The sequence below is a fragment of the Haloplanus salinarum genome (assembly GCF_024498175.1).
Taxonomy (GTDB): domain Archaea; phylum Halobacteriota; class Halobacteria; order Halobacteriales; family Haloferacaceae; genus Haloplanus; species Haloplanus salinarum.
Map to the genome: position 1 here is coordinate 857,996 of NZ_CP101823.1, position 25,595 is coordinate 883,590.

Genomic DNA, 25,595 nt, shown 5'->3' on the forward strand with positions numbered 1-25,595 from the left:
CTCGCTGGTTGAATAGCCAGCCGTCGTCATCGGGCTACGCCCGATTGCCCGTGGAACTACGTTCCACGCCGTTGACGCCCGCAGATTGCGGGGAGGAAGGCCCAATTGACAGGGCTACACGCGCTGGAAAGCACGTCCTTGGTCACAACTGGACGGCGACCTTCGACGGCCCACGCGAAAGCGTACTTGAGGCCCGAGGAAACGCGCAACCTGAATATCCCCTTCGGGGAATCCTCGCCCTTTAGGGCGGGGAGGATGTCAACCCCGCCCACGTACGTCCCACGCTGGGCACCCCGATGCGTCCGCAGGCGCTCCCACAGGGTGGAGCCGCTCCCCCGCGAGACGGCGTGGGTCCCGACCCGCGTGAGACGGGGGAATTCACCGGTCACCCGGGTCTCGTCGGCCGAAAAGAGGAAGTAGACGCCCCGATCCGGCCAGTCCATGTAGCCGTCGCAGTCCCCGAGCCGTCGCGCGCCGCCGATCCGCCGTTCGAGGTCGTCGAACAGCGAGTACAGTCGGTCGAGTAGCGCGGTCCGCGCCACGGCTACGGGGGCCGCTCGGGGAACGCGTCCCGGTCGATCTCGCGGTCGGCGCCGGTGGACGGATGGCGTTGCACGGTGTCGACGTTCGACGGCTCGGACATCAATCCGTCGCCGACCGCCGCCGTCAGTGTGCGGGCCGTCGTGAGTCCGCCGGGAGCGGTGTCCGTCCCGATCAGAACGCGTCCCACGCCGTCGGCCGCCGTCCGAACCCGCGGACGCGGAACTGCAGGTCGCCGTCCGTCCCCCGGAGTTCGATCACGCCGTCGAACTGTCCGGTGATGGTGTTGACAACCTGTGGGTCGTGGCTATCGTCGTCCAGCGTGTAGACGCCGAGTCCGCCCGTCTCCGCGATCCGCTTGGTGTAGACGTAGAGGAAGTTGAACACTTTCTTGCTGTTCGTGTACTGCAACAGCGTCGACACCGAGATCAGCCCGTACCGGATATCCGAGACGCCACGGTTCTCGAACTGCCGGAACAGCTTCGCCGTCCCGACGCTGATACCGGTGAGGTCGCTGGGCGAGGAGACGTGTTCGGTCGTCGCGTCGACCACCGACCGGCCGTCGCTTCCCGAGGTGTCGATGATGCCGATCCGGGCCGGATCCAGCGAGTCGACGTGCCGATGTACGACGGCGGTCCGGACGACGTTGGCGACGCGGACGCGCCGGCCATCCGGAGCGAGGACGATTCGGTCAGACGACCCTTCACCGTGACGTGAGCGCGGACGGAATCACTGGTCGGGGTCCGCGAGCGGCGACGGTCGGCGGCATTTTCCGGCCGATACCACGGTGGCGGTACGAGGGTCACGTTGCTGGGCGTGATCCGTAACGTGATGGTTCGCCTGACTGGCGTGGAGTCGAGAGAGACGACCGTTCGAGCGTAGCGCATCCCGTGGACCAGTCCACGCTCGTCGACGAGGAGGGTTCCTTCGTCCGCGCCGGACGTCGTCGAAGCGCTGCGAATCTCGATCCAAAGGTACGTCCTCCCACCGCGCTCGAAGGAGCCGGTGACCGCCGTATCCGTTCCGGATAGCGCCCGTCGGAGGAGAGATGCGGTTCGAACGGCGAACGGATCCGTGTCGGGGGCGGGTCCGATGACACGGTGGTCCGCGTCGAGGGCCGACGAATTCGAGACGGGGGGCGACTCGAAACGAACGTTACCGTCGGCGTCGGTGTTCGATCCTACGCGGACGATCCGTTTCGTTCCGTTGGCGTACGTCGATGCGTTCGCAACTCCGGACGGGGGCCAGCGGAACGTCCCGGCAACCCGCACCGTCGATCGGTGACGGGCGGGCGTCTCGACGACCGTCCGTTCCCACGCGACGGCGGTTCGCTGTCCATCGACGGATTCCCGATTCGTGACCGAGAGCCGGTAGGACTCGGCCGAGAGCGTCGAGTAGTGGGCGGCGGCCAGCATCGAGACGTTCTCGACGCCGTCGACGCCGACGCCGGGCGGATACGACTCTTCGAGAACGACTTGACGCCCCGAAGCCGAGTCCTCGATCGAATCGGCGTTCTCGGACGACGATCCGCCGTCAGTCGCCGTTTGGTCGTCCGCGAGCGGCGTCTCCGAATCCTCCGACGCGTTCTCGACGCTCGGAGTCTCGCCGGCTGAGGCCGACCCGGAGGAATCATCGATGGGTACGACGGGACCGGTTGCGAACGGAGCGACGGCGACGATGGCAGACGTGAGGACGAGGGCGAGCACGACGGCGACGATGGAAACGGACGACAGCGCGACGACCGTTCGGCGGTCACCGCCTCCGTCGTCGTCGTCCGGACCGTCGTCAGCCGACCGGGCGAGAGCGTCGTCGGTCCCCCCACCCGACGATCCGGTCGAGGGCTCCGTGGCGGATGGCTGCCGAACCTTCCGGCCGTAGGTATCGTCGACGTCATCGGCGGGGACGCCTATGTTAGAGACAGTCAACCCGACGGCGTCGGGTGACGCGTCAAAGAAGCGGTGACAGAGTCGAGTTCGGTCATCAGGGGTCACGGCGTAGCGCAGCATCTCCCGGAGGTCTTCGAGCGGCAGTGGCGCCACGCCGTCGGTCGCCGTCACTCCGGGTGGGGCGACCCGCTGCGGGTCGGCCCCCTCGAACGGCGGTCGGACGGAGACGATGACACCGACGCGCTCGCCCTCCCACCCCCGGGCGTCGTAGACTGCGGCCACGAACGAGGCGCGTTCCCCAGGGTCGAGATCGTCGAGGGCTACCTCGAACTCGACGCGAGGCCGGGACACGTCAGCACGTTGGAATCGGCGGACAAAACCCTTCGCCCCGCACCGTCCGAAGGGCGATTCCGAGCGGAGAAGGCCTCGAGACCACCGGCCACGAACCACGGCGTGATCGTCGTGGGTTGGATACCCGGATGACACACGCACTCGGCCACGCGCATCGAGCGAACGGAGTGAGTGAGATGGGCGTGGCGGGATTCGAACCCGATTGCGAATCCTCGCTGGCGCTCGGATTCGCGTGGTTCGAACTCCGGTAACCGTTTTCGACCTCGATTCGCTCGGACAGAACAGCGGGCGTGGCGGGATTCGAACCACGGTCGTTTCGCTCCCTGATTCGAATCCCTTACGGTACACTGTTCGACCTCGCTTCGCTCGGACAGAACAGCGGGCGTGGCGGGATTCGAACCCGCGATCGAGAGGTTAGGAACCTCTCGCCCTATCCGCTAGGCCACACGCCCTGCCGGCCGTAAACGGGACGTGGACAAAAAGGTCGGTATCCCGTCCCAGCCACGTCCCTTTGACGCTCGCACCATACATTATTCATGCTTCCGACCCCAATCGGCTATCATGGAAGATCGAGCAGCCGATACCGAACGACGTCGACTTCTCGCACTGGTCGGAACGGGACTCGCCACGGGGCTGGCCGGCTGTTCCGGCGGTGGCGACGGCGGCGATGGCGGCGACGGCGGCGGCGACACGGCGACGGCCACCGCGACGGCCACCGCGACGGAGACGGCCACCTCGGGCGGCGAGGACACCGTTCCGTCGGAGTACGAGACGGCCACCGCCATCGGCGGTGCCCAGCGGAATCCCGACTCGCTCTCCTCGAAGTCGGCGGTGAACTACCAGTCCGAGCCAAAGGACGGCCAGAAGTGTTCGAACTGCCAGTTCTACATCGAGGACAAGAACGGCGACGGCATGGGGGCGTGTACCCTCGTCGAGGGCAACATCGACCCCGAGGGCTACTGCGTCAGCTACGCCGAGTACGAGGGCTAGTCCTCTAGCCTAGCGGATTCATCGGTCGGCGTGCCCCCGACGACGTGCCGTCGAGCGGGGATACGGACGTATGGTCCCGCCACCAGCATACGGCACAGCCTACGCCCCGCCCTCGACGCCGAGTTCCGCGAGCAGCGTCCGGGCCGCCGCGGCCGAGGACGCCGGTCCGCGGGCAGTCACTAGGTCGCCGTCGACGGTGACCGACGTCTCGGCGTCGAGTTCGGCGTCCCACTCGGCGCCCGCCGCCCGCACCTCGTCTTCCACCCAGTAGGGAAGCTTGCGTCCGTCGGGCATCAGGTCGTGGTCGTCGACGATGCCCTCCTCCCAGGCGTTCGGGAAGCCCGTGACCCGTCGTCCGGCGACGAGGAAGTCCCCGTCGGCGTCGCGGGTGAACGCGAGGATGCCGACGGCGTGACAGACGACGAGCGCCTTCGTGTCGCCGCCGTCGACGGCCTCGCGGAGCAGAGCGCGGGCGTGGCGGTCCTGGTTGATGTCCCACTCGGTTCCGTGGCCGCCGGGGAAGACGACGGCGTCGTGGTCGGCGGCGTCGACAGCGGTCACCCCTTCGGGGTCGTTCAGGCGCGGGTCGGTCTCGTGGACCTCCCGGACGCGTTCGGCGGTCTCCGCCCCGACGTTCGCCGGATCGACCGACCGCTCGTCGACGACCGGCGGCCCGCCCGTGGGCGTGGCGACGGTGACCTCGACCCCCGCCTCGTCGAGCGTCGTCAGCGGCTCGATACACTCCTCTCCCCAGTACCCCTCCTCGCTGACGACGAACAGTGCGGATGGCATGCACCGACCGCTACGGCGCTGAGACGGAAAGGCGTTCGCGATCCGGGGATGACCGCCGGGACGAGCGACTCACGCCTCGAGCGTCGGGAGACGGACCACCGCCGAGGGTTCGGACGTCGCTCGGAAGGCTCCAGCGGACCGGTCGGTCGTCGGGTCGGACGGACCGTCTCACGCGCCGGTGGCCGCCAAAAGATGTGTCGAGGTCGCGTTACTCCTCGTCGGAGACGAAGACGACGGTGGAGTCGGCATTCAACAGCACGAGCTGGGAGACGCTGCCCATCAGTGCCTTGCCGATCGGCGTCTGCTTCTGCGGTCCGAGGACGATGTAGTTGGACCTACGCTCCTCCGCCTCGTTGAGAATGCGCGGCGCGGGCTCGCCGAGCGCTCCGACGGCCGTGACGTTCTGCGGGTCGTCGAGCGCCAGCTTGACCGCGTTCTCGGCGATCTCCTTGGCGGTCGACTTCGACTCCGTCTCCGGCTGGACGTTGAAGACGACGAGCTCCTCGTCGAACGCCTGAGCGAGTTCGTAGCCGCGCTGTACCACTCGGCTCTCGTCCGCGCTGTCGACTGCAGCTAAGACTGACATGGCACATCTCTGTCCTATCGGTATCTAAATAAATGTTGGTGATGAATGTCATTCGGCTGGGAGGACAGCGAGAGCTCCCCGTTTCAACGCCGTAGCGTCGTGTCGCTGCCGGAAATCGTCGGGAATGGACCCATCAGATGAGACACAACACACCCGTCGTGACGACACCGGACCGGCGGATACGGCGGGAAGAGTACCCATCAGTCCCTCCATGGGTTCGGTCGCGGCGACACTGACCGCGCTCGACGGCGGCCGAACTCGTGTCGTCGATACGATCGGGGCACGGCGGGACCCCACGCCGAGACAGATTCAAAAGGTCGAGACGCGAAGCGGTCGGTATGGTCGTGTACGGCGACGTCGCCGGAGCGTCGCTCGGGGAGCGGGTGGCCGAGACGACCGCCGATCTCGTGACGTACCGAACCACCGAGGACCGGCCGGGGGAGATCGAGGCCTGCCTCTCCGCGGTCGCCGACTTCTTCGCCGACGCCGACGTGACCGTCGAGCGCTACAGCCACGACGACACCCCCTCACTGGTCGTCTCGCTCGACGGTTCGTTGACTCCCGACGTCGTCTTCCACGGCCACCTCGACGTCGTTCCGGGCGCCGACCGCCTGTTCACGCCACGGTACGTCACCGAGGGCGAACTCTCGGGGCGGGGGACGGCGGACATGAAAGGGGGACTCGCGGCGATGATGCACGTGGTACGTGACCTCTCGCGGACTCCCGATCCGCCGTCGCTCGCGCTGATGGTCGTCACCGACGAAGAGCGCGGCGGCTACGACGGCGCCCGCTACCTCCTCGAGGAAGTGGGGTACGACCCCGCCTTCTGCATCACGGGCGAACCGAACAACCTCGCGGGCTACATGGACATCGTCCACCGACAGAAGGGGGTGATCCGGATCGACCTGCGGGCGACTGGCGACCCCGCACACGCCGCGACACCCGAGCAAGGCGAGAGCGCCATCGAGACGCTGATGGCGGCCTACCCCGCCGTCGACGCGGCCGTCGACGGGGTGGCCCGGGACTACGACTGGGAGCCGACCGTCAACTACGGTCGCATCGAGGGGGGGACGGCAGTCAACCAGGTCGCCGACGCCGCTCGTCTCCAGCTCGACGTGCGCTATCCGGACGCCGAGGCCCGCGACAGCGTCCTTGGGGCGCTCCGTGATATTTCCGACCTCTCCGTCGAGAGCGTCGGCCACGGCGCCCCCGTGGACACGGCCCCCGACGATCCGTACGTTCGTGGCCTGCAACGTCACGCCGAACGGGTACTCGGACGGGAGGTCGATCTGGTCCGCAAACCGCACACGAGCGACCTGCGACACTTCGCGACCCACGGGGTGCCGGGCGTGGCGTTCGGGCCCGAGGGCTACGGCTCTCACGAGAGTTACGAGTATCTCGTTCTCGACAGCCTCCCCGACTACTGTCGGACGCTCGCCGCCTTCGCCGCGGACGCACCCTACAGTTCCAGTTCGAGGTCCCAGTAGCGGTCGTGGGCCGCGACGACGCGGTAGTCGAGGCCGAGCGTGTCGATGAGTGCCTTCACGTCGTCGACCACGGCCACCTCGGTCGGCGTGTCGTCCGGTGGGTGCTGGAAGACGAAGGCGTCACGGCGGTCCCCGTCGCGGCTCAGCCAGTCGGGGACGAACCCCGCGGGCGAGAAGCCGTCCGCCTCCAGCGGTTCGTAGAGCGCGATGAGCCGGCGGGCGTTGGCATCGACCGGGACCATCAGGTGGACGTCCTCCTCGCGCATCGCGGCCCGAATCTCCGCCTCCGTGCGCGCCCACGACTCGTCGCCGCCGGCGGTCACCTCCCAGAGGAAGCCCCGCTCCCGGGAGAGTGCCATCTCGACCTGGTCGGCCTGGGGGTAGGTCACCGTGTTGACCGTGCGGATTCGCCGCCCGAGCAGGTCCAGCGACGCGTTCGCCAGCGTCCGCTCGACGACGTGGCGATACCGCTCGGGCACGTACACGTCCCGCTCGTCGTAGTCGATGCTGGGGGTGTAGAGGGTGATGACCTCGCTCTCGTTGTGGGGGCCGAAGTAGCCCCCCTGGAAGTCCTTGTGGATCGAGAAGGGAGCGAACCCGCGTGCCAGCAGGTTGTGTTGGGAGGCGGGATGGGAGGTGACCGCCGCCGAGTACACCAGCCCGGAGAACGCCTCGTCGGCGTGGAGCACGTTCAGCCGGTGTTTCAGGAGCTCGCGCCCCAGCCCCCGTCCCTGGTGGTCGGGGTGGACCGCGAGTTTGCAGATCTGGGCGTTCCCCTCATCCAGCGAGTCGTACTCGATGGTCGCCGTACCGGTGACGCCGTCGTCCGTCTCGGCGACGAACGCCGCGACGTCTGGGTCGCCCAGGAGGGTCGACCGGACCGCCGCCGTCTCGACCAGCGGGTAGTCGGTGTCCGCCGGATACGCCGCCGCGTACACCGCCGCGACCTCGGGCGCGTCGTCCCACTCGATCCGTCGGATCGTGTAGCCCGCCGGCAGGTCCGGCACGAAGGGCCGCTCCTCGTCCATCGGCCGCTCCCGTCAGTTCACGTCGATCCGCGTGCCACGCGAATCCGGATCCGACTTCGGCATCCGGACCGTCAGGACGCCGTTGTTGTAGGTGGCCGTGATGTCGTCCTCGTCGACCGCCGAGGGGAGATCGATCGACCGTGAGACCGACGTCCGCCGGCGTTCGCGCCGGACGTACTCCCCGCCCTCTTCCTCGGTCTCCTCGTCGCGCTCGGCGCCCACCCGTAGCGTTCCGTCGACCACTCGGACGTCGATGTCGTCCGCTTCGAATCCCGGGAGGTCGCCCGTCAACACGAGTTCCTCGCCGGTGTCCTCGAGGTCGACGCGCATCCCGGCTCCCGCCGACGTCGGCAGGTCGGTCTCGGCGGGGTCCCACGTCCGTGCCGCGCTCTCGAAGTTCTCCTGCATCCGGTCGAACAGTTCCTCCAGTTCGTCGAACGGGTTTCGTCCGCTCATACCTGTTACTGACGCGACGCTAACTAAAATCCTACACGGTCGTTCCTGGGAACCGGGACCGGCCAGCGCACCCGCTTGGGCGGGGAGCCACGATGTGTCACCCGCGAAAGAGCGCGAGCAGCTCGTCGACCACGGACGATTCGGCGACGACGACGTACCGGTTCCCGGCTTCCGGTTCCGTGTCCGCCCGAGCGACCCCCGTCCAGTCGTGGTCGGACACGACCAGGGATCCCCGCGGGAGGCTGATCTCGTCGAGCGTGTGGCCGGCGACCGAGGGCGACGCCACACCCCGTCGGTGGGTCTACACGGCCGCACGGATCGAGGAGACCGTCCTCGTTCTGTGGGCGCTTCGGCGGGGCCGCGGAGGGGGCTGACTGCTCACGCGCTCGGCAACGCGCCCGTGACGCCGACGGTTTCGAGCACGAGCCACCCCAGAAAGCCCCCGTAGACCACCAGCAGGACGACGGCCTCCCGGAAAGTGAGCGCCAACCCCGTCCGCAGGAGGGTAAAGAGGACGAGCGTCGCGACGGTGAGCGAGGCCATCATCGGCACCGCAGCGGCGAAGTCGACGGTGGCCGTCCCGGCGAGCAACACGCCGGCTGGCACGGCTATCAGCAGGTCGAACGTGTTGCTACCGAGGACGTTGGCGACGCTCGTGACGTCGCCGCCGGCATCCCCTCTCGCGGCCCGGAGGCTCACGAACAGGTCCGGAACGCTCGTCCCCGCGGCGACGACGACCATCCCCCAGACGAAACTCGGCGTGCCGAACATCTCGCCGAAGCCGATGGCCGCCCGGACCAGACCCTCGACGGCGACGACGATCAGAACGACCCCCGCCCCGAGTTCCAGCCACCGCCGCCCCACCGCGACGCCGTCGTCCGACCCGCCGTCGTGATCGGCGAGATCCTGATACTGGGTGAAGACGTAGACACCGTAGAGCGCCACGGGGAGTAGCGCCAGGGGTCGGGTCACCGTCCCGGCCAGCCCACCGCCCGGCACCGGGTTGTAGATGACGGCGAACGCGAAGGTCACGAGGAGGGTCGCCACGGAGAGCATGTAGAACTGCGCTTCCTTGTAGACGAGGTGCCGACTCGCGGTCAGTCGTCCCCGGCGGGACAGGGTGGCCGCGGACGGGATGACGAGGACGTTGAACACGGCCGACCCCACGATAGCTCCCACCCCGAGGTCGAACTCCCCGTGGAGGAGCGTCGCGAGCACCACGCTCGAAAGCTCCGGGGCGCTCGACCCGACCGCGGCGACGACCGCACCGCGCACGATGGGCGGCATCCCGTAGTGGTGCGCGAGTCGCTCGCCCGACCGGTCGAGATAGTCGCTCCCCTTCCAGACGACGGCCGTCGACACGACTGATACTGTTTATTGTAAGTCATTACCGGTGGTTCGCCGAGACGGTCCGGCGAACCACCGGCAACCAGTTACAATAATCCGTATGAGAGGACCAGATACCAGGCTCCCGACGGAGGCCTCATCGGGGGGCGCTACTCCGTCGACCGGGAAACCTCCTCCGGCGGCGACGGGAGTTCCTCGCCAGTCGCGTGGGTCGTGCGGAATTAGTCCGCCGGTTCCACGGCGGACACCGGGCGGCGTGCACGGTCGGGCGGGTGGCGTGTGTCGGGGATCAGCGACGCGTCGCCGTCCGGGAGGGGTCCCGGTGGGAGACGGTGAGGACGAACCCGTCCTCGTCGTCGACGTCGACGTCGACGCTCTCGACGCGACGGACGTACTCGCTCGCGTGTTTGCCGTCGGGGCAGAGCCGCGTCCGCTCGTCGAGCAGGCCCACTTCGGTGAGCGTGTCTACCTTCCGGTACGTCGTCGAGAGCGGGAGGTCACAGGCCTCCGAGAGTTCGCGGGCCGACAGCGACGTCTCGCTCGTCGCGTCGAGCACCGTTCGGCAGTCCGGGTCGTGGAGGGCGTCGAGCACCGCCTGCACTTCCTCCGCGTCGTCGACGGTCGATTCCTCGGGCGTCTCCTTGCGGCGAGCGGTGGTTGCGATAGCCATCGTCGGTCGGGTTCGTGTATCGGCCGAGCCCCGACCAACCTTCACCCACGATATCGGGGTGATTTATAAACTAGTCGAACCCGTTGGTGTGCTAGTTAATACCACGAGACGGTCGTAGAGGGGCACACTTAGGAGGTTCGACCGCAAATCCCCGCTCGATGGGCACCGGCATTCGGGCGGAGCTGAAAGTCGACGCGGACGGCACCTGTCCCGTCGCGGACGCCGCCGCGGAGGCGGGCGAACCCACGTTCTCGGTTTCGAAAGGGACGAATCCGGGTGCGTCGGGTCACGTCACCGAGGAGTTCATGCTGAAGGACGCGGGCGATGGGGTGGTGTCCGACACCGAGACGCCGGTCGACCCCGTGTTCACCTACGGGTCGAAGACGGTGTACCGGTTCAGCCGCTCGCAGGGGCAGGGTTGTCCCTGCGAACGCGTCGAATCGTTCGACTGTCCGGTCGTCGACGTCCACACGCGGGACGGCTGGCTCTATCTGGTCTTTCACGCCGCGGATATGACCGAACTGCAGGATATCATCACGACGCTGCGGGAGGAGTACCCCGCCGTCGACATCCGTCGGCTCCTCCGCTCGCGAGGCGATCCGTCCGATCACGACCTAGTGTTCGTCGACCGTGGACGCCTCACCGACCGACAGCGTGAGGTTCTCGAACGCGCCCACGAGATGGGATACTTCGAGCGCCCGAAGGGGGCGAACGCGGGCGAGGTGGCTGCGGCGCTCGACATCTCCCGATCGACGTTCACCGAACACCTGAGTGCCGCTCAGTCGAAACTCCTCGATGCGATCCTCGAGGAGTAACTACTGTGACCGTTTACCGGTAGCTCGCCGGACTGTCCCGGCGAACTACCTAACGACGTACGAGGGGTAGTCACTGCTCGACGTCGATCCGGCGGCCGCTCAGCTCGTCGGGTTCGAGTTCGTAGAGATCGATCGTCAGATCCGCCTTCGGTTCGCCCCACATCTCGAACAGCGGTCGCTTGGCCGAACCGTACCGCTCGACGTGATCGGCCGTGAGTTCCGATTTGGGGAGGTGTTCGAGTCGACCGTCGGCGATGACGCTCCGGTAGGTCGTCTCGTCTTCCTCGTAGACGACGAACCGGACCCGTGGGGAGTCGGTGAGAAAGCGGCGTTTTCGACTCTCGGGCGTAGATACCAGTCGCATGCAGAACTGTCGGGGCCCCGCGTCGTATCCGTACGAGATCGGCACCGCGTAGGGTTCGTCCCCGCGGGCGAGCGAGAGGACACCCGTCTCGTGGCGTCCGAGGAGGGCGTCGGTTTCGGCCCCCGTCATCACGGTCTGTTGCTCTACGGTCATCGATGGCGTCCCTTGGAGGAACGGCTGGCGGGTGTTTATATTTGTGCAACTGACTCGGCGAGGCTCACGCCGCGATCAGCACTCGGCGTCGCCGTCCGGTTCCGGGGTGGAGAACGCGCTCCGAGGGACGGCCGTTCCACAGACCACACAGCCGTGGTTCAGGAGCGCCTCCCGCATCGGCGCGTTCACGGCCATGGATTCGCCACAGGACGGGCAGTGGAACGTCAACTCCGTTCCCCCGGTCATCATCGGATCGGTAGAACGGCCTCCGGTATATGATACCCCCGTCTTTCCAGTGCCGTGGGAACTCTACCCGGGACCGGTGCCGTCCATCACGCTAGGGCGATGTCGAGATAGAGCATCACAATCACGCCCGCGAGCGTCCCGAGGGTCGCGACCCGTTCGTTCCCCCGCGTGTGCGTCTCGGGAACGATCTCGTCGCTGATGACGAAGAGCATCGCGCCGGCGGCAAAGCCCATCGCGTACGGCAGCAGTGACGACACCGCCCCGACGGCGTACGCGCCGAGGATCGCCAGCGGGATCTCGACCACGCCCGAGCGGATCCCGGCGAAGACGGCGTAGGTCCGCCGATCCAGTCCCGCGTTGATCGCCGCGACCGAGACCGCCAGTCCCTCGGGTACGTTCTGGATGCCGATGGCGAGCATCAGCGGGATGGCGGTCGCGAGGTCGCCGCTCCCGAACCCGACGCCGACCGCGAGTCCCTCCGGCATGTTGTGGAGGGTGATCGCGAGGACGAACAGCACCACCCCGGCGAACCGCTCGTCGTCGACGGGCAGGTCCCGGCCCGGACTCGCCGCGTCGGGCCGTCGCCGCCCCGATACGAGGTAGTGGGCGTGGGGCACCAGCGAGTCGGCCCGGTCGAGGAAAAGCGCCCCCAGGGCGACCCCCAGCAACACGGGGATGGGGTCGCCGTTCGCGTACGTCTCGATTCCGGGGATGATGAGGCTCGTGAAACTGGCCGCGAGCATCACCCCCGCCGCGAAGCCGAGCGCGCCGTCGAGGCTCCGCTCCGAGGGGTCCCGCCAGACGAAGACCAACGACGCCCCGAACAGGTTGAACGTAGCGATGACGATACCGCCGACGACCCCGTGGATCAGCGGATCGGTCCCGAACAGACGTGTGAACGTCTCGATCACCACAACACGAACCCCTCCCTGGTACTCCCGCTCACACGCCCGACTACTCGGCGGGCGGTATTGAACGTACCCGCCGGGCACCGAACGGGTCGACCCGGGTGGCGGCGGCCGATCACTCCGATCCCAGACGCTGTACCGCCTCGTCGACCTCCCGAATTCGCTCGGTCTGCTGTTCGTTGGCCGCCGCGACGTGTTCGACCTCCGCAGCCACGCGGTCGGCCTGTTCGACCAGTTCGTCGATCATCCCCGCGACCTGCTCGGTCGACGCTGCCTGGTCGTCGGTCGCGGTCGACACCTCGCGGATCCCCTGTGAGGCGTCGGCGACGGCGTCGACGATCGACTCCAGTTTCGTCATGGCCGATTCGACGCCCTCGACCCCGCGTTCGACCTCCGCGGCCGTGGACTCCAGACTCTCGACCGCGTCTTCGGTCTCGGATTTGATGTCGTCGACCATGGTTTCGATCTCGCCGGCGTGTCGCTGTGACTCCTCGGCCAACCCCTTGACCTCGTCGGCGACGACGGCGAAGCCTTCCCCCGCTTCGCCGGCGCGGGCCGCCTCGATGGAGGCGTTGAGCGCCAGGAGGTTCGTCTGGTCCGCGATGTCGTTGATGACCTCGACGACCTCGTCGATCTCGTCGACCCGCTCCTCTAGGTCGTCCACGTCCGCCGTCACCGCGTGTGCCGACTCGCTCACCGATCGCATCACTTCGATGGATTCGGTCGCCGCCTCCCGGCCCTCGGCGGCGAGGTCCTCGGCTCGTTCGCTGGTCGCCGCCACTTCGTCCGCCGTGGAGGCGATCTCCTCGACCGTCGCACTCATGTTCGAGACCTCCCCCGCGACCTCGCCCATGGTGTCGGCCTGTTCGTCCGCCAACTCGCTGATCGATCCCGCGCTCGCGGCCACTTCCTCCGCCGAGTCGCGGAGCGTCGCCACCGGATCCGCGAGGTCACGTTCGACCTCCTCCATCAGTCGCTCGTGGTCCTCGATCGTGTCCTGCAGTTTCTGGCTGTAGGAGTGGATGTACGTGTCGGCAACGACCTGCATATCGAGGTTGAGAAGACGGAGGACCGCGAGGGTTTCGGCGAGACCCTCGTCGAGTTCCGCGCGGACGGCCCGTTCGACTGCGTCCTCGTCGGCGTCCGTCTCCGTGGCGAGGCGGTCGACGAGACGGTCGCCCGTCCGCTCCATCAGGAGCGGCAGGAGGAGGTCGTAGTAGACGCCGTACTGGCCGATGTACTGTTTCATCGGCATCTCGAGGAGGTCGTGGAGCTTCCCGATCCGCGCGCGGTTGCGGATGTAGTCCATCCCGTACTCGCCGTCGGCGAGCGTGACCAGATACGCGGACTGGGTGCGTTTCAGTTGCTCCACCTCCTTCTCGGAGCGGTCGATCACGGACCGGGTCTGTTCGTACTGCGTCAGGTTCTCGTAGAAGTCGTCAGCGATCCGATCGGCCTGCTCGCGGAACACCCCTTCGAGATCCCGAAGACGACGGGCGTCGTCCTCGTCGAAGCCGATGAACTCCTTCCGCCAGGCGATTTCGTCCTCGTCGAGACCACACTCTTGGACGAGAGCGTCGGCCGAGATCCGGTCGTTCAGTCCACCGCGGCCGAACGCCGACTCGAAATCCTGCATGACTGGACCGTCGACGGGTCCGGGCGATAAAGCTGTCTGCCGATTCCAATCGATGATAATCCCCGGCCCGAACCGGGTGCCGACCCTTACGACGTCGCCGTTCCGCGGACCGTCAGGACCGGCACCGGCGAGGCCCGCACGAGTTTCTCGGTGACGCTTCCCAGTACGTACCGATCGAATCCGGTCCGACCGTGTGTGCCGGCGACCACGAGGTCGACGTCGTGATCGTCGACGTACGACCGGACGACACGGGCGACCGACGTGCCGAGTTCGACGGCCGTCGCCGCCGGCGTGACGCCCGCCTCGTTCGCCGTCGCCGTCGCGGACTCGACGACGTCGGCCGCGCTCTCCTCCAGCGACTCGACCGCGATGTCGGTCCGGACGTCGATACCGAGACTCGTCACGTCGACGACCGAGAGGAGGTGAAGCCCCGCGCCCTCGGCCGCGGTCAGGTCGAGGGCCAAGTCCAGGGCCGCGTCGGCGGTGGCACTCCCGTCGGTGGGCACCAGGACGTTCCGGTAGGGATGTCGAACCCGTACGTCGTCGTCCGGGCGGAGCGTGAGGACGGGCACGTCGGCGCGGCGGATCACCCGCTCGGTCGTGCTCCCGAGGAGGAAGCGTTCGAGGCCCCGTCGCCCGTGTGTGGGCATGACGATGACGTCGACGTCGTTTGCGGCCGCGTAGTCGACGACGGTGCTGTAGGGCTCGCCCTGCAACACCTCAGTGACCGTCGCGACCCCCCGGTCGCTCGCCCGCCCCGCCGTCTCCTGTACGACCCGTGCCCCCTCGCGTTCGAGCGCGTCGATCACTTGCCCTTGGATCTGTGTGACGCTGTCGCGGGTAGTATCGGCCACGTTGAGGACGTACACCGTCGCGTCGTGGGCCTCGGCCAAGTCGAGTACGTGTCCGAAGGCCGCCTCCGCCCCGTCGCTGCCGTCCGTCGGGAACAGTATCGTGTCGAACATACGACACGGGACGCGGGCCAACGACAAAAGCAAGGGGGTGATCCCCACGGCGTCGGAGGACGGGGCGGTCGGGGTGGCTCCCCCCGTAGATCGGCCGTGACAAGAGCCGTACTCGGGGACGTCGCCGTCCCGGATTCGCTCGGCCGGACGCACCAAGTAAGAAAGGTATTTAGGACGCCGGACCGGAGTAGCGACGCGAGAGACGCGTCGTGTTCGAGCACGACCGCCGGTGGGTCGCCGTCCACGGAGGGTGGGACCGGACCGGCGGCCGTCGCGGGCGCGACCGAACTCGATTTCGAGTCAACGTGATACAATGCAGGGACAAGCCCAACAGCAGGCCTACGACCGCGGGATAACGATCTTCTCGCCCGATGGCCGCCTCTATCAGGTCGAGTACGCCCGAGAGGCCGTCAAGCGAGGGACAGCGAGTATCGGCATCCGAACCGAGGACGGCGTGGTACTGGCGGCGGACAAGCGCTCCCGGTCGCCGCTCATGGAGCCGACGAGCGTCGAGAAGATTCACAAGGCGGACGACCACGCCGGCATCGCGTCGGCCGGGCACGTCGCCGACGCGCGCCAGCTCATCGACTTCGCCCGCCGGCAGGCCCAGATCAACCGCCTCCGGTACAGCGAGCCCATCGGCATCGAGACGCTCACGAAGGAGGTCACCGACCACATCCAGCAGTACACGCAGGTCGGTGGTGCCCGTCCGTTCGGCGTGGCCCTCCTCATCGGCGGCATCGAGGACGGCGAGCCGCGCCTCTACGAGACCGACCCCTCGGGGACGCCCTACGAGTGGAAGGCCGTCTCGATCGGCGCGAACCGCGGCGATCTGCAGGAGTACCTCGAGGACAACTACGAGGACGGCCTCGACCTCGACGGCGGGATCGCCCTCGCGCTCCGGGCGCTCGCCACCAGCAACGACGGCAGCCTCGAACCCGCGGGCGTCGACGTGGCGACCGTCAGCCTCGACACCGAGGCGTTCCACGAACTCGACAACGACGAGATCGAGAGTCACCTGAGCGACTTCGATCTGTTGCCCGACGAGGACGACGAGGACGCCGACGCCGACGAACCGGCGGACGACGGCGACGACGGCGAGGAGTAGACGCCGGATCGGCGCGCTCGATCCCTTCTTTCGGCGGCGATCAGTACTCTTCGTACGCCAGGTTCATCAGCCACTGCGAGAAGGCGTCGCTCCGGGGATCGACCTCCTCCTCGCCGATGAACGGCGACAGCATGTCGCCGGCCATCAGCAGGGAGAAATTCAGATCACGGGCCGTCGGCATCAGGAAGTACGTGTTGTGTCCCTGATAGACGGTCTCCTCGCGGCGGATGAGCCCCGCTTCGACCAGCGACTCGGCGATGCGACTCCCCTTCCGCGAGGAGATGTCGAGTTCCTTCCACAGTTCGCTCTGGTGGATGCCACGCGTTTCGAGGACCAGATCGAGTGCCGCCCGCTCCGCCTCCGACAGGTCGGCTTCCTCGGCGGCGCTCATCGGCGCACCTCCAGGTCGACGATCCGATGCATACACCCACAAACCGTTGCGGCGGGTTTAAAGCTGACTTTCGTCCGTCTCGACGCGGCGGTACGGCGTCTCGCAGGGCGGCCCGTCGGCGAACCGGTAGGTTCCCCCGTCGTCGTCGAGGCGGAGCAGCGAGGACGAGCGGGTGCCGTAGCCGTCCGCGTGGATGCAGACGCCGAACTCGTGGTCGCCGAGGACCGTCCCCGCCCGGTCGAGCCAGGCGTCGGCCGCCTCGCCCGGTTCGGGCGTCAGCGCCGCCCGCACGGCGCGGGCGTTGGCGGCCTGTTCGGCGGCGCGGTTCGGGTCGCCGTCGTCGTCATCGTCGGGGCCGGGCGTCCGGAAGGCGTCGACGACGGCCCCGCCGCCGCCGAGCGCCGCCCCGCTGTTGACGACGACGTGAACGCCCGGGTCGAGTCGGTGGGTCCGGAGCCGGCCGTCCCACTCGAAGAGGAAGGCGCCGCTCCGGTCGGCGACGACGAGGTTGAAGCCGTCGTACCCGTCCGTCTCGACCGCCCGTTCGACGAGGCGGGCGGCCGAGCGCGCGTCGGGTTCCCGGAGCGCGTCGTCGACGAGCAGCCCCCGCGACCGCTCCGCGGTCGGGTTCGCCATCGGCCGGTTCGTGATGCCGACGAAGAGGCCGGCGTCGTTGTAGCCGATCCACGTGCCGCCGGCCTCGGCGTCACGCGGTGCGATCACGGCCGGGGTCGAGCCGGTCCACTCCGGCGGCTCCGCGGGCCGGTCCCGTCGCTCGTCCCGGTTGGCGGCGACGAGCACCGGCGCGTCGACGAACGTCTGCCAGGCGAGGGTCAGGGTACACACGCCTCGGGGTAACGGAGCCGGCGACTTAAGCTATCACTCCCGCCACGCCTCGGGTACGTCCGCGGCGTCCGCCGTCGCGACGGCGGTCCGCACCGCGGCCACGTTCTCCGCGACGTCGTGGACGCGCACGATGTCGACGCCGCGGTCGACCGCCAGCGCCGTCGTCGCCACCGTCGCCGGCAGGCGCTCGCCCGCGTCCTGTCCCACGTGGCCGAACATGGACTTGTGGGAGTGACCGAGGAGGATCGGACAGCCGAGCGCCCGGAACTCCGCGAGGCGGTCGAGGAGTTCGAAGTTCTCGACGTTCGACTTCCCGAAGCCGAGTCCGGGGTCGACGATCACCTGCTCCCGGTCGAGTCCCGCCCGCTCGGCGAGGGCCACCCGCTCCGCGAGTTCGTCGATCACGTCCGAGACCACGTCGTCGTACGTAACTGCACGGTCGGGCACGACCGGCGCGTCGATGCTGTGCATCACGACGACCGGCACGTCGTGTTCCGCGGCGACGAAGCGCATCTCGGGGTCCGCGAGGCCGGTCACGTCGTTGAGGATGTCCGCGCCCGCCTCTAGGGCTGCCCGCCCGACCGCCGCCTTTCGGGTGTCGATCGACACTAGGACGTCGAGGTCCGCGAGCGCGTCGATCACCGGCCTGACGCGGTCGATTTCGTCCTCCACTGGGACGGGATCGGCGCCCGGGCGCGTGCTCTCGCCGCCCACGTCGATCACGTCGGCCCCCGCCTCGACCATCGCCTCGGCGCGCTCGACGGCCGTCGTCGGGTCGAAGTACTCGCCGCCGTCGTGGAAGCTGTCCGGGGTCACGTTCAGGATGCCCATGACCGCGGGGCGGTCCTCCCAGGGGTAGTGCGTGGGCGCGTCGTCGCCGACGCCGATCCGGTCGCGCAGGCGGTCGACGACGCCCGTCAGCGTCCCGTCGAGCGCGTCGGCGAGCGCGCGGAGGTCGGCACGCGTGCCCGCGATCACCGCCTCCCGGAGTTCGCGGCCGGTGCGGTACTCCGCGGTGACGGCGATCGCGCCGGTCCGACCGGCCGCGCGCTCGACCGCCCGCGCCTCCCGCCGGTCGAGACGGACGGTCACGACGCGGTGGACGCCCTCCTCGGCCACGCCGGCGGGGGAATCCGCGTTCGAGCGGTCGAACACCGCCCTCGCGTCCTCGACGGTGTCGACCCGGCGCCCCACCGCCAGCCGCGACCACGTGCGACGGGCCTCGGCGACGGCGAAGAGCGACCCGACGACGAGGACGCAGTCCCCCGGGCCCGCCGCCGCCCGGGCGTCGTCGAGGGCGGCCGCCACCGTCCCCGCCGTGGTCACGTCGCTCGCGCCGGCCGCCCGGAAGGCCGCGGCCAGCACCGCCGGGTCGGCCGCCCGCTCGTGTGCGGGTGCGCAGGCTCGCACGGACGCCGCCGCCGGGAGTTCGGCCGCCATCTCGCGGTGGTCCTTGTCGTGCATCGCGCCGACGACGAGGTGGAGGTCGTCGTAGTCGTACTCGTCGAGGGTCGCCGCGGCCGCGCGGCACGCGCCGGGGTTGTGGGCGCCGTCGAGGACGACCAACGGATCGCGCTCCATGACCTCGAACCGGCCGGGCCAGTGGGCTCCCCGCAGGCCGCGTGCGACGACGGCGTCGGTGACGCGGTCGCCGCCGACCTGTCGGGCGAGCACCGCGGCGACGCCGGCGTTGCGCGCTTGGTACGACCCGGGCACGGGAATGCGCGTCTCGACGTCCAGGTCCGGGCCCGTGACGCCGACGCCCGCCTCGGTGTGGTTGACGAGGCCGTCGTAGCTGACGGTCACGTCCGGCGACTCGTCGGCGAAGCCGACGGTCAGGGCGTCGGTCGCGTGGCGGCGGACGGCCGTCCGCGCCTCACCGCTCGCGCCCGTCACCAGCGGGGCGTCCTCGGCCTCGACGGCGACCTTCTCGGCCGCGATCTCGTCGAGCGTCTCGCCCAGGATGCCGGTGTGCTCTAAGCTCACCGCCGTCACCGCGGCGGCGACGGGATCGACCACGCTCGTCGCGTCGAGGCGGCCGCCCATCCCCACCTCGAGGACGGCCACGTCGACGTCGGACCGGCCGAAGTGCCAGAGCGCCATCGCCGTCAGCGTCTCGAAGGAGGTGAGCGGGTCGCCCTCGACCGCCCGGTCGACGAGGAACGGGCGGACCCGCTCGACGAACTCGACGACTTCGGACTCGGGGATTCGGCGCCCGCCGACCCGGATCCGCTCGCGGACGTCGTCGAAATGCGGCGAGGTGTACAGTCCGACCCGGTAGCCCGCCGCGCCGAGGATCGACTCGGTCATGCGGGCCGTGCTCCCCTTGCCGTTCGATCCGGCGATCTGGACGAACTCGACGCCCTCGTGAGGGTCGTCGAGGTGGGCCAGCAGGTCACGGATCGACTCCGTGCCCGGATCGAGCGCGAACCGGCGGAGGTCCGACAGAAAGTCCGCCGCGGCGTGATAATCCATGTCCGAGGAGTCCGCGTCGGGAGGGTTTTAGTCCCACGGTCGTGGCCGAACCTACCGAACGGGCGGTCGGTTACGCGTAGCCTCGCTCGCGCGCCCGGTCGAGGGCGTCGTCCTCGACGAACACGACGATCTCGTCGTTCCAGAGCCGGAAGTCGTGCCGGTGGGTCGAATAGCCCGTGATCTGTCGGTCGACGACGTCCTCGTCCCAGCTGGCGGCGACGATCACTGGCGGCGGATCCGACCCGAGCGTCTTGTCGTCCGGGGGTGTGCTCGTCACCGCTGCCCCGTAGCGTTCGAGATACCAGGGCAGCGGAAGCCGCGTGTGCCAGGACGGCCCGCCGGGGCGTGGCTGGTCCAGCGACCCCTCGTCCGTGACGTGGAAGCGGACGTCGCTCGGGTTGCCGGGCGTGTGCGTGCCGACGAACAGGACGTCCGGGCCCTCGTCGTCGACGCGGACCACCCCGCGGACCAGCGCCAGCGTCTCCTTGAGGTCGTTCTCGGGCTGCGCCCACTGGATGACTTCCCCGGCCTCGTCGTCGTCGGTGCTGTTCGTGTACGTGGCGTTGGCGCCGACGACGCCCGCGACGGCGCCACAGAGCAGGAGCGCCGCGAGCGCCGCCGAGGGCGTCCACGCGGCCCGGAGCGTGCGCACCACGTCGCTCCCGCCCCCGCCGGCGCGGGAGCGTGCCCGTTCGACCGCCGTCCGGACCTGCCGGGCGAGGGTGGCGACGCCGACCGCCGCGGGGACCGCGAGCGGAATCACGGCGTGGACGGCGGCCCACGGCGCCCGGATGTCGGTCGCGATGGGGTAGCCGACGATGCTGACCGCGCCCCAGTAGGTCGCGAAGGCGACGAGGCCCCGCGATCCGGGCGTGTCGACGTCTACGGCACCGTAGCCGTCGGCGACGAACCCGACGACGGCGAAGAGGACGACGAAAGGCGCCCCGAACAGTAATGTTTCGAGGTAGTCATAGAGGAAGGGCAGATAGTCGTGGCTCTGGTGGCTCCCGGAGACCCAGAGGTCGAAGAAGGACTCCCAGGAGCCGACGGTGGCGCTCTCGACGACCCCCGGGAGGCGGGCGGGCGCCGCGAGGGCCCCCCACAGGTCGGGCCGCGGTGCGTAAAAGAAGGCGACGACGGCGACGAAGACGACGACGGCGGCGACGAGGTGGGCGACCGCGAGGCCGAGTCCGCGACGGACCGACCCGCCCCACGACGTCAGGCGGTAGGCGGCGGCCGTCCGCCACTCCGTGCGGACGAGGGTGACGACCGACGCCCCGTCGCGGGCCCGCCGGTACAGGCGGTGGTCGACGAGGAGGGCGCCGGCACCCAGATAGCAGAGGAGGTAGACGACGGCGTTCTCCTTGGTGGTAAAGGCGAGACCGAGGAGGGCCGCGGCGGGGTAGAGGTAGCGGACGTCGCCCCGGTCGAGGCCGCGGACGAAGACGGCGAGCGCCGCGAACGCGAAGGCACCGACGAGGACGTCGTTGCGCATGAACCGGGAGTAGTAGACCAGCAGGGGGTTGGCCGCGAGGACGAGCGCGAGCGCGACGACCTCTGTGTCCCGCAGTCGGTCGCGGAGGAGCCACGCCGTGAGCGGGAGGCACCCGCCGACGAGGGCGACGATCAGGCGGGCGCTGAAGTCGCTCGCCCCGAGGCCGGGCACCGAGAACATCCAGTCGTTGACGACGAAGAGGAAGGGACCGTGGACGATGGGCCGGTAGGCGAACTCCCCGGTCTCGTGGTACCGGAGGATCCAGTAGCCGACCCGACCCTCGTCCCAGTGGAAGATCCGGGCGCCGAGGGCGAGGAGCCTGACGGCGAGCGCGAGGGCGGCGATGGCGAGTACCGCCCGGAGGGTACGGCGGCCGTCGGAACGCATCGCTAACCCCTGTCGCCTCGGCGGTAACAACTCTTTCCCTTGACGGCCGGGAGGGCAAGGACTTTGCCACCCCGCGCCGAGGCGGCGCACATGATCAGGCTGGGACTGGTGGTGGCGGAGTTCAACGCGTCCGTCACCGAACCGATGGCGGACGCGGCCCGGGACGCGGCCGCGACGGCCGACGGGGACGTGGAAGTGACGACGGAGCTGTCGGTACCGGGGAGTTACGACACGCCGCTCGCGGCCGACCGACTGGCGCGCCGCGACGACGTCGACGCCGTGGCCGTCGTCGGCGCCATCGTCACCGGCGACACGGACCACGACCGGGTGATCGGCGACGCGACGGCGCGGGCGCTGACCCGCGTGAGCCTCGACCGCGACACCCCGGTCACGTTCGGCGTGTCCGGGCCGGGGATGAGCGGCGCCGAGGCCCGGGAGCGCGTCGAGAAGGGAGCGGAAGCGGTAAACGCAGCCGTCGAGATGGTACGCACGTTACCATGATCGACTTCGACTTCGCCTCGCGCGTCGACCGCGTCGAGCCGAGTGCGACGCTCGCAATCAGCAACCTCGCGAACGAACTCGAGGCCGACGGGATCGACGTCGTCGACCTCTCGGTGGGCGAACCCGACTTCGACACGCCGGAGAACATCAAACGGGCCGCCGAGGACTCCCTCGCCGCCGGCGATACGGGCTACACCTCCTCGAACGGTATCCCCGAACTCCGCGAGGCAATCGCGGAGAAACTGCGAGCCGACGGGATCGACTGCGCGGCCGACAACGTGGTCGTCACGCCGGGCGGCAAGCAGGCGCTCTACGAGATCTTCCACACCCTGATCGACGGGGCTGACGGGCGAAGCCCGTCCGCTAGCGGGACGTCGTCCCGCACTGGCGACGAGGTGGTCCTCCTCGACCCCGCGTGGGTGTCCTACGAGGCGCAGGCGAAGATGGCCGGCGCCGACCTCTCGCGGGTCGACCTCTCGCCGTACGACTTCCAACTCGAACCCGCGCTCGACGACCTCGCCGAAACCGTCTCCGACGACACCGAACTGCTGGTCGTCAACTCGCCGTCGAACCCCACGGGCGCCGTCTACTCCGACGCCGCCCTCGAAGGGGTCCGCGACCTCGCGGTCGATCACGACGTCACGGTCATCTCCGACGAGATGTACGACGAGATCACGTACGGGGTCGAACAGACCAGCCTCGGCTCGCTCGACGGCATGGGCGAGCACACCATCACCGTCAACGGCTTCTCGAAGGCCTACGCGATGACGGGCTGGCGGCTCGGCTACTTCTGTGCGCCCGAGTCGTTCGTCTCGCAGGCCGGCAAGATCCAGTCGCACTCGGTGTCGTGTGCCGTCAACTTCGTCCAGCACGCGGGGATCGAAGCCCTGCGGAACACCGACGAGGCCGTCGGCGAGATGCGCGAGGCCTTCCGCGAGCGCCGCGACATGCTCGCCGACCTCTTCGCCGACCACGGCGTCGACGTCCCCGTCGGCGACGGCGCCTTCTACATGATGCTCCCCGTCAGTGACGACGATCAGGCGTGGTGTGAGGGCGCCATCGAGGACGCCCACGTCGCTACGGTGCCCGGGAGCGCCTTCGGGACGCCCGGCTACGCCCGCCTCTCCTACGCGGCGAGCACGGAGCGCCTCCGCGAGGGCGTCGAGCGGCTGGCCGACGGCGGCTACATCTGAGGCGAGCGGCGGGCGGCCGGGGGTTTAGGTACGACCCCGCCCCACGTCGACACGATGCGCGTTCGGGACCTCCCACTGTCGGCGGCCCTCGTCGATCACTTCGAGTCGCGGGGGATCGAGGAGCTCTACCCCCCTCAGGCGGCGGCCGTCGAGGCGGGCGTCACGGAGGGCGAACGGCTCGTCGCCGCCGTGCCGACCGCCAGCGGCAAGACCCTGATCGCCGAACTCGCCATGCTGACTGCGGACGGCCCCGGCCTCTATATCGTTCCGCTCAGGGCGCTCGCCCGCGAAAAATACGAGACCTTCTCCGAACTGCCGGGCGTGAGCGTCGGCATCTCGACCGGCGACTTCGACGAAGCCGGCGAGGACCTCGGCGAGAACGACGTCGTCGTCGCCACGAGCGAGAAGGTGGATTCGGCCATCCGCAACGGCGCCGACTGGATCGCCGACCTCGCCTGCGTCGTCGTCGACGAGGTCCACCTCGTCGGGAGCGAGGGCCGCGGCCCGACCCTGGAGGTGACCCTCGCGACCCTCCAGCGGCGGGCGCCCGGTGTCTGCATCGTCGCCCTCTCGGCGACGGTCGCCAACCCGGAGGAGATCGCCGACTGGCTGGACGCCGAACTGATCCAATCGACCTGGCGACCGGTCGACCTTCGGACCGGCGTCTACGCCGAGGGATCGGCGACGTTCGACGACGGAACGGAGTTGGCCCCGACGATCGCGGGCGACCCCGAGGACGCCACCGACGCGGCGGACGCCCTCGTCTCGGGAGCCGTCGACGACGGGGGACAGGCCTTGGCGTTCGTCCGGTCGCGCCGCGAGGCCGAGACGCTCGCCGAGCGCCTCGCCGGGTCGGGCCTGGGAAGCGCCCCGGACGTGGCGAGCGAGATCCGCGACCTCGACGGCAGCGAGACCGGTCGCCGCCTCGCCGACTGCGTCGCCGACGGCGTCGCCTTTCACCACGCGGGGCTGCGGAGCACCCATCGGATCGCCGTCGAGCGGGCCTTCCGCGACCGGACCCTGCGGGTCATCTGTGCGACGCCGACCCTCGCGGCGGGCGTGAACGTCCCCGCGCGCCGGGTGGTGGTCCGCGACCAGCGACGCTACACCGGGTCGGGCATGGAGTGGCTCCCCACGCTGGAGGTCCACCAGATGTGCGGGCGGGCGGGGCGCCCCCACCTGGATCCGTACGGCGAGGCGGTGCTGGTCGGCGACGCGTCCACCCGCGACGAGCTGTGGGAGCGGTACGTCGACGCCGACCCGGAGCGGGTGGAGTCACAGCTGGCCGACCCGAACGCGCTCCGGACGCACGTCCTCTCGGTCGTCGCCTCCGAGTTCGCGGCGTCCCGCGAGGGTATCCTCGACGTGCTCGACGCGACGTTCTACGCCCACGGGACGCCGACACGGGAACTGGGCAGCGTCGTCGACACGGCGGTCGCCGACCTCGTGGAGATGGGGATGATCGCCGAGGGGGCGTCGCTGTCGGCGACCGACCTCGGCGACCGCGTCTCGAAGCAGTACGTCACCCCCGAGACGGGCGCCCGGATCGTCGCCGGCCTGCGGACGGCGGCGGGGATGGACGCCCCGACGGCGCTGACGGCGCTCGAAATCGTCTGTGATACGCCGGACATGCAGGACACCTACCTCGGGAACCGCGAGAGGGCGGACATGTACGACTTCGCGCGGCGCCACGCCGACGAGTTCACGACCGGGATGAACGAGACGGCGGACTTCGAGGGCTGGCTCACCGCCGTGAAGACGGCGCGGGTCCTCCACGGGTGGGTCGAGGGAGCGAGCGCGGCGGACCTGGTCGAGCGGTTCCGCATCGGCCCCGGCGACCTGGAGTCGCGGATCGAACGCGCCGCGTGGCTGCTCGGCGCGGCCGACGCCATCGCGGGAGCGGTCGAGGCCGACGCGGACCTGCCCTTTCGCGACCTGCGGGCGCGGCTCTGAGCGCGGGGGCGTCGGACGGGTCATAC

At 69.3% G+C, this 25,595-nt stretch carries 26 protein-coding genes and 1 tRNA gene; 7 read left to right on the forward strand and 20 right to left on the reverse strand.

All coding sequences use genetic code 11. The annotated features are described in order from the left end of the window. Positions 1-56 precede the first annotated feature (56 nt). From NO364_RS04535 to NO364_RS04550, 4 genes are all read right to left on the reverse strand, one after another. The gene (locus tag NO364_RS04535) at positions 57-542 is read right to left on the reverse strand and encodes a GIY-YIG domain-containing protein (protein ID WP_257628650.1); all 486 of its coding nucleotides are present in this window, start codon (positions 540-542) and stop codon (positions 57-59) included. Positions 543-544: 2 nt separating this feature from the next. Continuing rightward, entirely contained in the window at positions 545-730 is a 186-nt protein-coding gene (locus NO364_RS04540) for a hypothetical protein (protein ID WP_257628651.1), read from the reverse strand. Beyond that, positions 715-1,227, reverse strand: coding sequence for a DUF7504 family protein (locus NO364_RS18275; protein ID WP_420191865.1), 513 nt, complete (start codon positions 1,225-1,227; stop codon positions 715-717). Before NO364_RS18275 ends, NO364_RS04540 begins: the two co-directional genes overlap by 16 nt. A gap of 1,929 nt (positions 1,228-3,156) precedes the next feature. Further along, positions 3,157-3,229, reverse strand: a tRNA-Arg gene (locus tag NO364_RS04550). Positions 3,230-3,338: 109 nt separating this feature from the next. Between NO364_RS04550 and NO364_RS04555 the strand changes: the two genes are divergently transcribed. Continuing rightward, entirely contained in the window at positions 3,339-3,767 is a 429-nt protein-coding gene (locus NO364_RS04555; RefSeq protein ID WP_157688248.1) for a high-potential iron-sulfur protein, read from the forward strand. Between the two features lie 99 nt (positions 3,768-3,866). Here NO364_RS04555 and NO364_RS04560 read toward each other — a convergent pair whose 3' ends face one another. Next, a complete protein-coding gene (locus tag NO364_RS04560) occupies positions 3,867-4,559 on the reverse strand; it encodes a type 1 glutamine amidotransferase domain-containing protein (protein ID WP_157688249.1) in 693 nt (230 codons plus the stop codon). 208 nt (positions 4,560-4,767) lie between these two features. After that, positions 4,768-5,145 carry a universal stress protein gene (locus NO364_RS04565; protein ID WP_257628653.1) on the reverse strand — a complete coding sequence of 126 codons (378 nt, stop codon included), beginning with the start codon at positions 5,143-5,145 and terminating at the stop codon, positions 4,768-4,770. A 338-nt stretch (positions 5,146-5,483) separates the two neighbouring features. Between NO364_RS04565 and NO364_RS04570 the strand changes: the two genes are divergently transcribed. Beyond that, complete coding sequence (locus tag NO364_RS04570) at positions 5,484-6,632, forward strand: M20 family metallopeptidase (protein WP_157688251.1); 1,149 nt, start codon at positions 5,484-5,486, stop codon at positions 6,630-6,632. Here the strand turns inward: NO364_RS04570 and NO364_RS04575 are convergent. From NO364_RS04575 to NO364_RS04595, 5 genes are all read right to left on the reverse strand, one after another. Next, positions 6,605-7,660, reverse strand: a complete 1,056-nt coding sequence (locus NO364_RS04575) for a GNAT family N-acetyltransferase (protein ID WP_257628654.1) — start codon at positions 7,658-7,660, stop codon at positions 6,605-6,607. The two genes, NO364_RS04570 and NO364_RS04575, sit on opposite strands and share 28 nt — an antisense overlap. A gap of 12 nt (positions 7,661-7,672) precedes the next feature. Beyond that, the gene (locus tag NO364_RS04580) at positions 7,673-8,116 is read right to left on the reverse strand and encodes an Hsp20/alpha crystallin family protein (RefSeq protein WP_157688253.1); all 444 of its coding nucleotides are present in this window, start codon (positions 8,114-8,116) and stop codon (positions 7,673-7,675) included. A 97-nt stretch (positions 8,117-8,213) separates the two neighbouring features. Beyond that, on the reverse strand, positions 8,214-8,402 hold the full coding sequence (locus NO364_RS04585; protein ID WP_157688254.1) for a hypothetical protein: 189 nt from the start codon (positions 8,400-8,402) through the stop codon (positions 8,214-8,216). A gap of 92 nt (positions 8,403-8,494) precedes the next feature. Next, complete coding sequence (locus NO364_RS04590; protein WP_257628655.1) at positions 8,495-9,478, reverse strand: sodium:calcium antiporter; 984 nt, start codon at positions 9,476-9,478, stop codon at positions 8,495-8,497. A gap of 274 nt (positions 9,479-9,752) precedes the next feature. Next, positions 9,753-10,133 carry a winged helix-turn-helix domain-containing protein gene (locus NO364_RS04595; protein WP_157688255.1) on the reverse strand — a complete coding sequence of 127 codons (381 nt, stop codon included), beginning with the start codon at positions 10,131-10,133 and terminating at the stop codon, positions 9,753-9,755. 158 nt (positions 10,134-10,291) lie between these two features. On the opposite strand from NO364_RS04595, the gene NO364_RS04600 reads away from it, so the two are divergent. Next, positions 10,292-10,948 (forward strand): helix-turn-helix domain-containing protein, encoded by a 657-nt coding sequence (locus NO364_RS04600; protein WP_157688256.1) that lies wholly within the window; start codon positions 10,292-10,294, stop codon positions 10,946-10,948. Between the two features lie 70 nt (positions 10,949-11,018). Here NO364_RS04600 and NO364_RS04605 read toward each other — a convergent pair whose 3' ends face one another. The 5 genes from NO364_RS04605 to NO364_RS04625 form a co-directional block, all read right to left on the reverse strand. Then, positions 11,019-11,465 carry a pyridoxamine 5'-phosphate oxidase family protein gene (locus NO364_RS04605; RefSeq protein ID WP_257628656.1) on the reverse strand — a complete coding sequence of 149 codons (447 nt, stop codon included), beginning with the start codon at positions 11,463-11,465 and terminating at the stop codon, positions 11,019-11,021. Between the two features lie 75 nt (positions 11,466-11,540). Next, positions 11,541-11,711 carry a DUF7560 family zinc ribbon protein gene (locus tag NO364_RS04610; RefSeq protein ID WP_199243725.1) on the reverse strand — a complete coding sequence of 57 codons (171 nt, stop codon included), beginning with the start codon at positions 11,709-11,711 and terminating at the stop codon, positions 11,541-11,543. 86 nt (positions 11,712-11,797) lie between these two features. After that, a complete protein-coding gene (locus NO364_RS04615; protein ID WP_257628657.1) occupies positions 11,798-12,625 on the reverse strand; it encodes a ZIP family metal transporter in 828 nt (275 codons plus the stop codon). 109 nt (positions 12,626-12,734) lie between these two features. Further along, positions 12,735-14,255: a globin-coupled sensor protein gene (locus NO364_RS04620; protein ID WP_157688259.1), complete on the reverse strand. Its 1,521-nt coding sequence runs from the start codon at positions 14,253-14,255 to the stop codon at positions 12,735-12,737. 86 nt (positions 14,256-14,341) lie between these two features. Further along, positions 14,342-15,220, reverse strand: a complete 879-nt coding sequence (locus tag NO364_RS04625) for a universal stress protein (RefSeq protein ID WP_157688260.1) — start codon at positions 15,218-15,220, stop codon at positions 14,342-14,344. A gap of 313 nt (positions 15,221-15,533) precedes the next feature. On the opposite strand from NO364_RS04625, the gene psmA reads away from it, so the two are divergent. After that, entirely contained in the window at positions 15,534-16,328 is a 795-nt protein-coding gene (psmA, locus tag NO364_RS04630; RefSeq protein ID WP_157688261.1) for an archaeal proteasome endopeptidase complex subunit alpha, read from the forward strand. 40 nt (positions 16,329-16,368) lie between these two features. Here psmA and NO364_RS04635 read toward each other — a convergent pair whose 3' ends face one another. The 4 genes from NO364_RS04635 to NO364_RS04650 form a co-directional block, all read right to left on the reverse strand. After that, a complete protein-coding gene (locus NO364_RS04635) occupies positions 16,369-16,719 on the reverse strand; it encodes a helix-turn-helix transcriptional regulator (RefSeq protein ID WP_157688262.1) in 351 nt (116 codons plus the stop codon). A gap of 57 nt (positions 16,720-16,776) precedes the next feature. Then, on the reverse strand, positions 16,777-17,565 hold the full coding sequence (locus NO364_RS04640) for an NRDE family protein (protein WP_157688263.1): 789 nt from the start codon (positions 17,563-17,565) through the stop codon (positions 16,777-16,779). A 33-nt stretch (positions 17,566-17,598) separates the two neighbouring features. Further along, positions 17,599-20,040: a dihydropteroate synthase gene (gene folP / locus NO364_RS04645; protein ID WP_157688264.1), complete on the reverse strand. Its 2,442-nt coding sequence runs from the start codon at positions 20,038-20,040 to the stop codon at positions 17,599-17,601. Between the two features lie 70 nt (positions 20,041-20,110). Further along, the gene (locus NO364_RS04650; RefSeq protein ID WP_257628658.1) at positions 20,111-21,922 is read right to left on the reverse strand and encodes a flippase activity-associated protein Agl23; all 1,812 of its coding nucleotides are present in this window, start codon (positions 21,920-21,922) and stop codon (positions 20,111-20,113) included. A gap of 90 nt (positions 21,923-22,012) precedes the next feature. Here NO364_RS04650 and ribH point away from each other — a divergent pair, with 90 nt between their 5' ends. From ribH to NO364_RS04665, 3 genes are read left to right on the forward strand one after another with little or no spacing between them, the layout of a single operon-like run. Beyond that, positions 22,013-22,423 carry a 6,7-dimethyl-8-ribityllumazine synthase gene (gene ribH / locus NO364_RS04655; RefSeq protein WP_257628659.1) on the forward strand — a complete coding sequence of 137 codons (411 nt, stop codon included), beginning with the start codon at positions 22,013-22,015 and terminating at the stop codon, positions 22,421-22,423. Next, on the forward strand, positions 22,420-23,616 hold the full coding sequence (locus NO364_RS04660) for a pyridoxal phosphate-dependent aminotransferase (protein WP_257628660.1): 1,197 nt from the start codon (positions 22,420-22,422) through the stop codon (positions 23,614-23,616). The genes ribH and NO364_RS04660 overlap by 4 nt, the downstream gene beginning before the upstream one ends. Positions 23,617-23,670: 54 nt before the next feature. After that, positions 23,671-25,569, forward strand: coding sequence for a DEAD/DEAH box helicase (locus tag NO364_RS04665; RefSeq protein ID WP_257628661.1), 1,899 nt, complete (start codon positions 23,671-23,673; stop codon positions 25,567-25,569). Positions 25,570-25,595 lie beyond the last annotated feature (26 nt).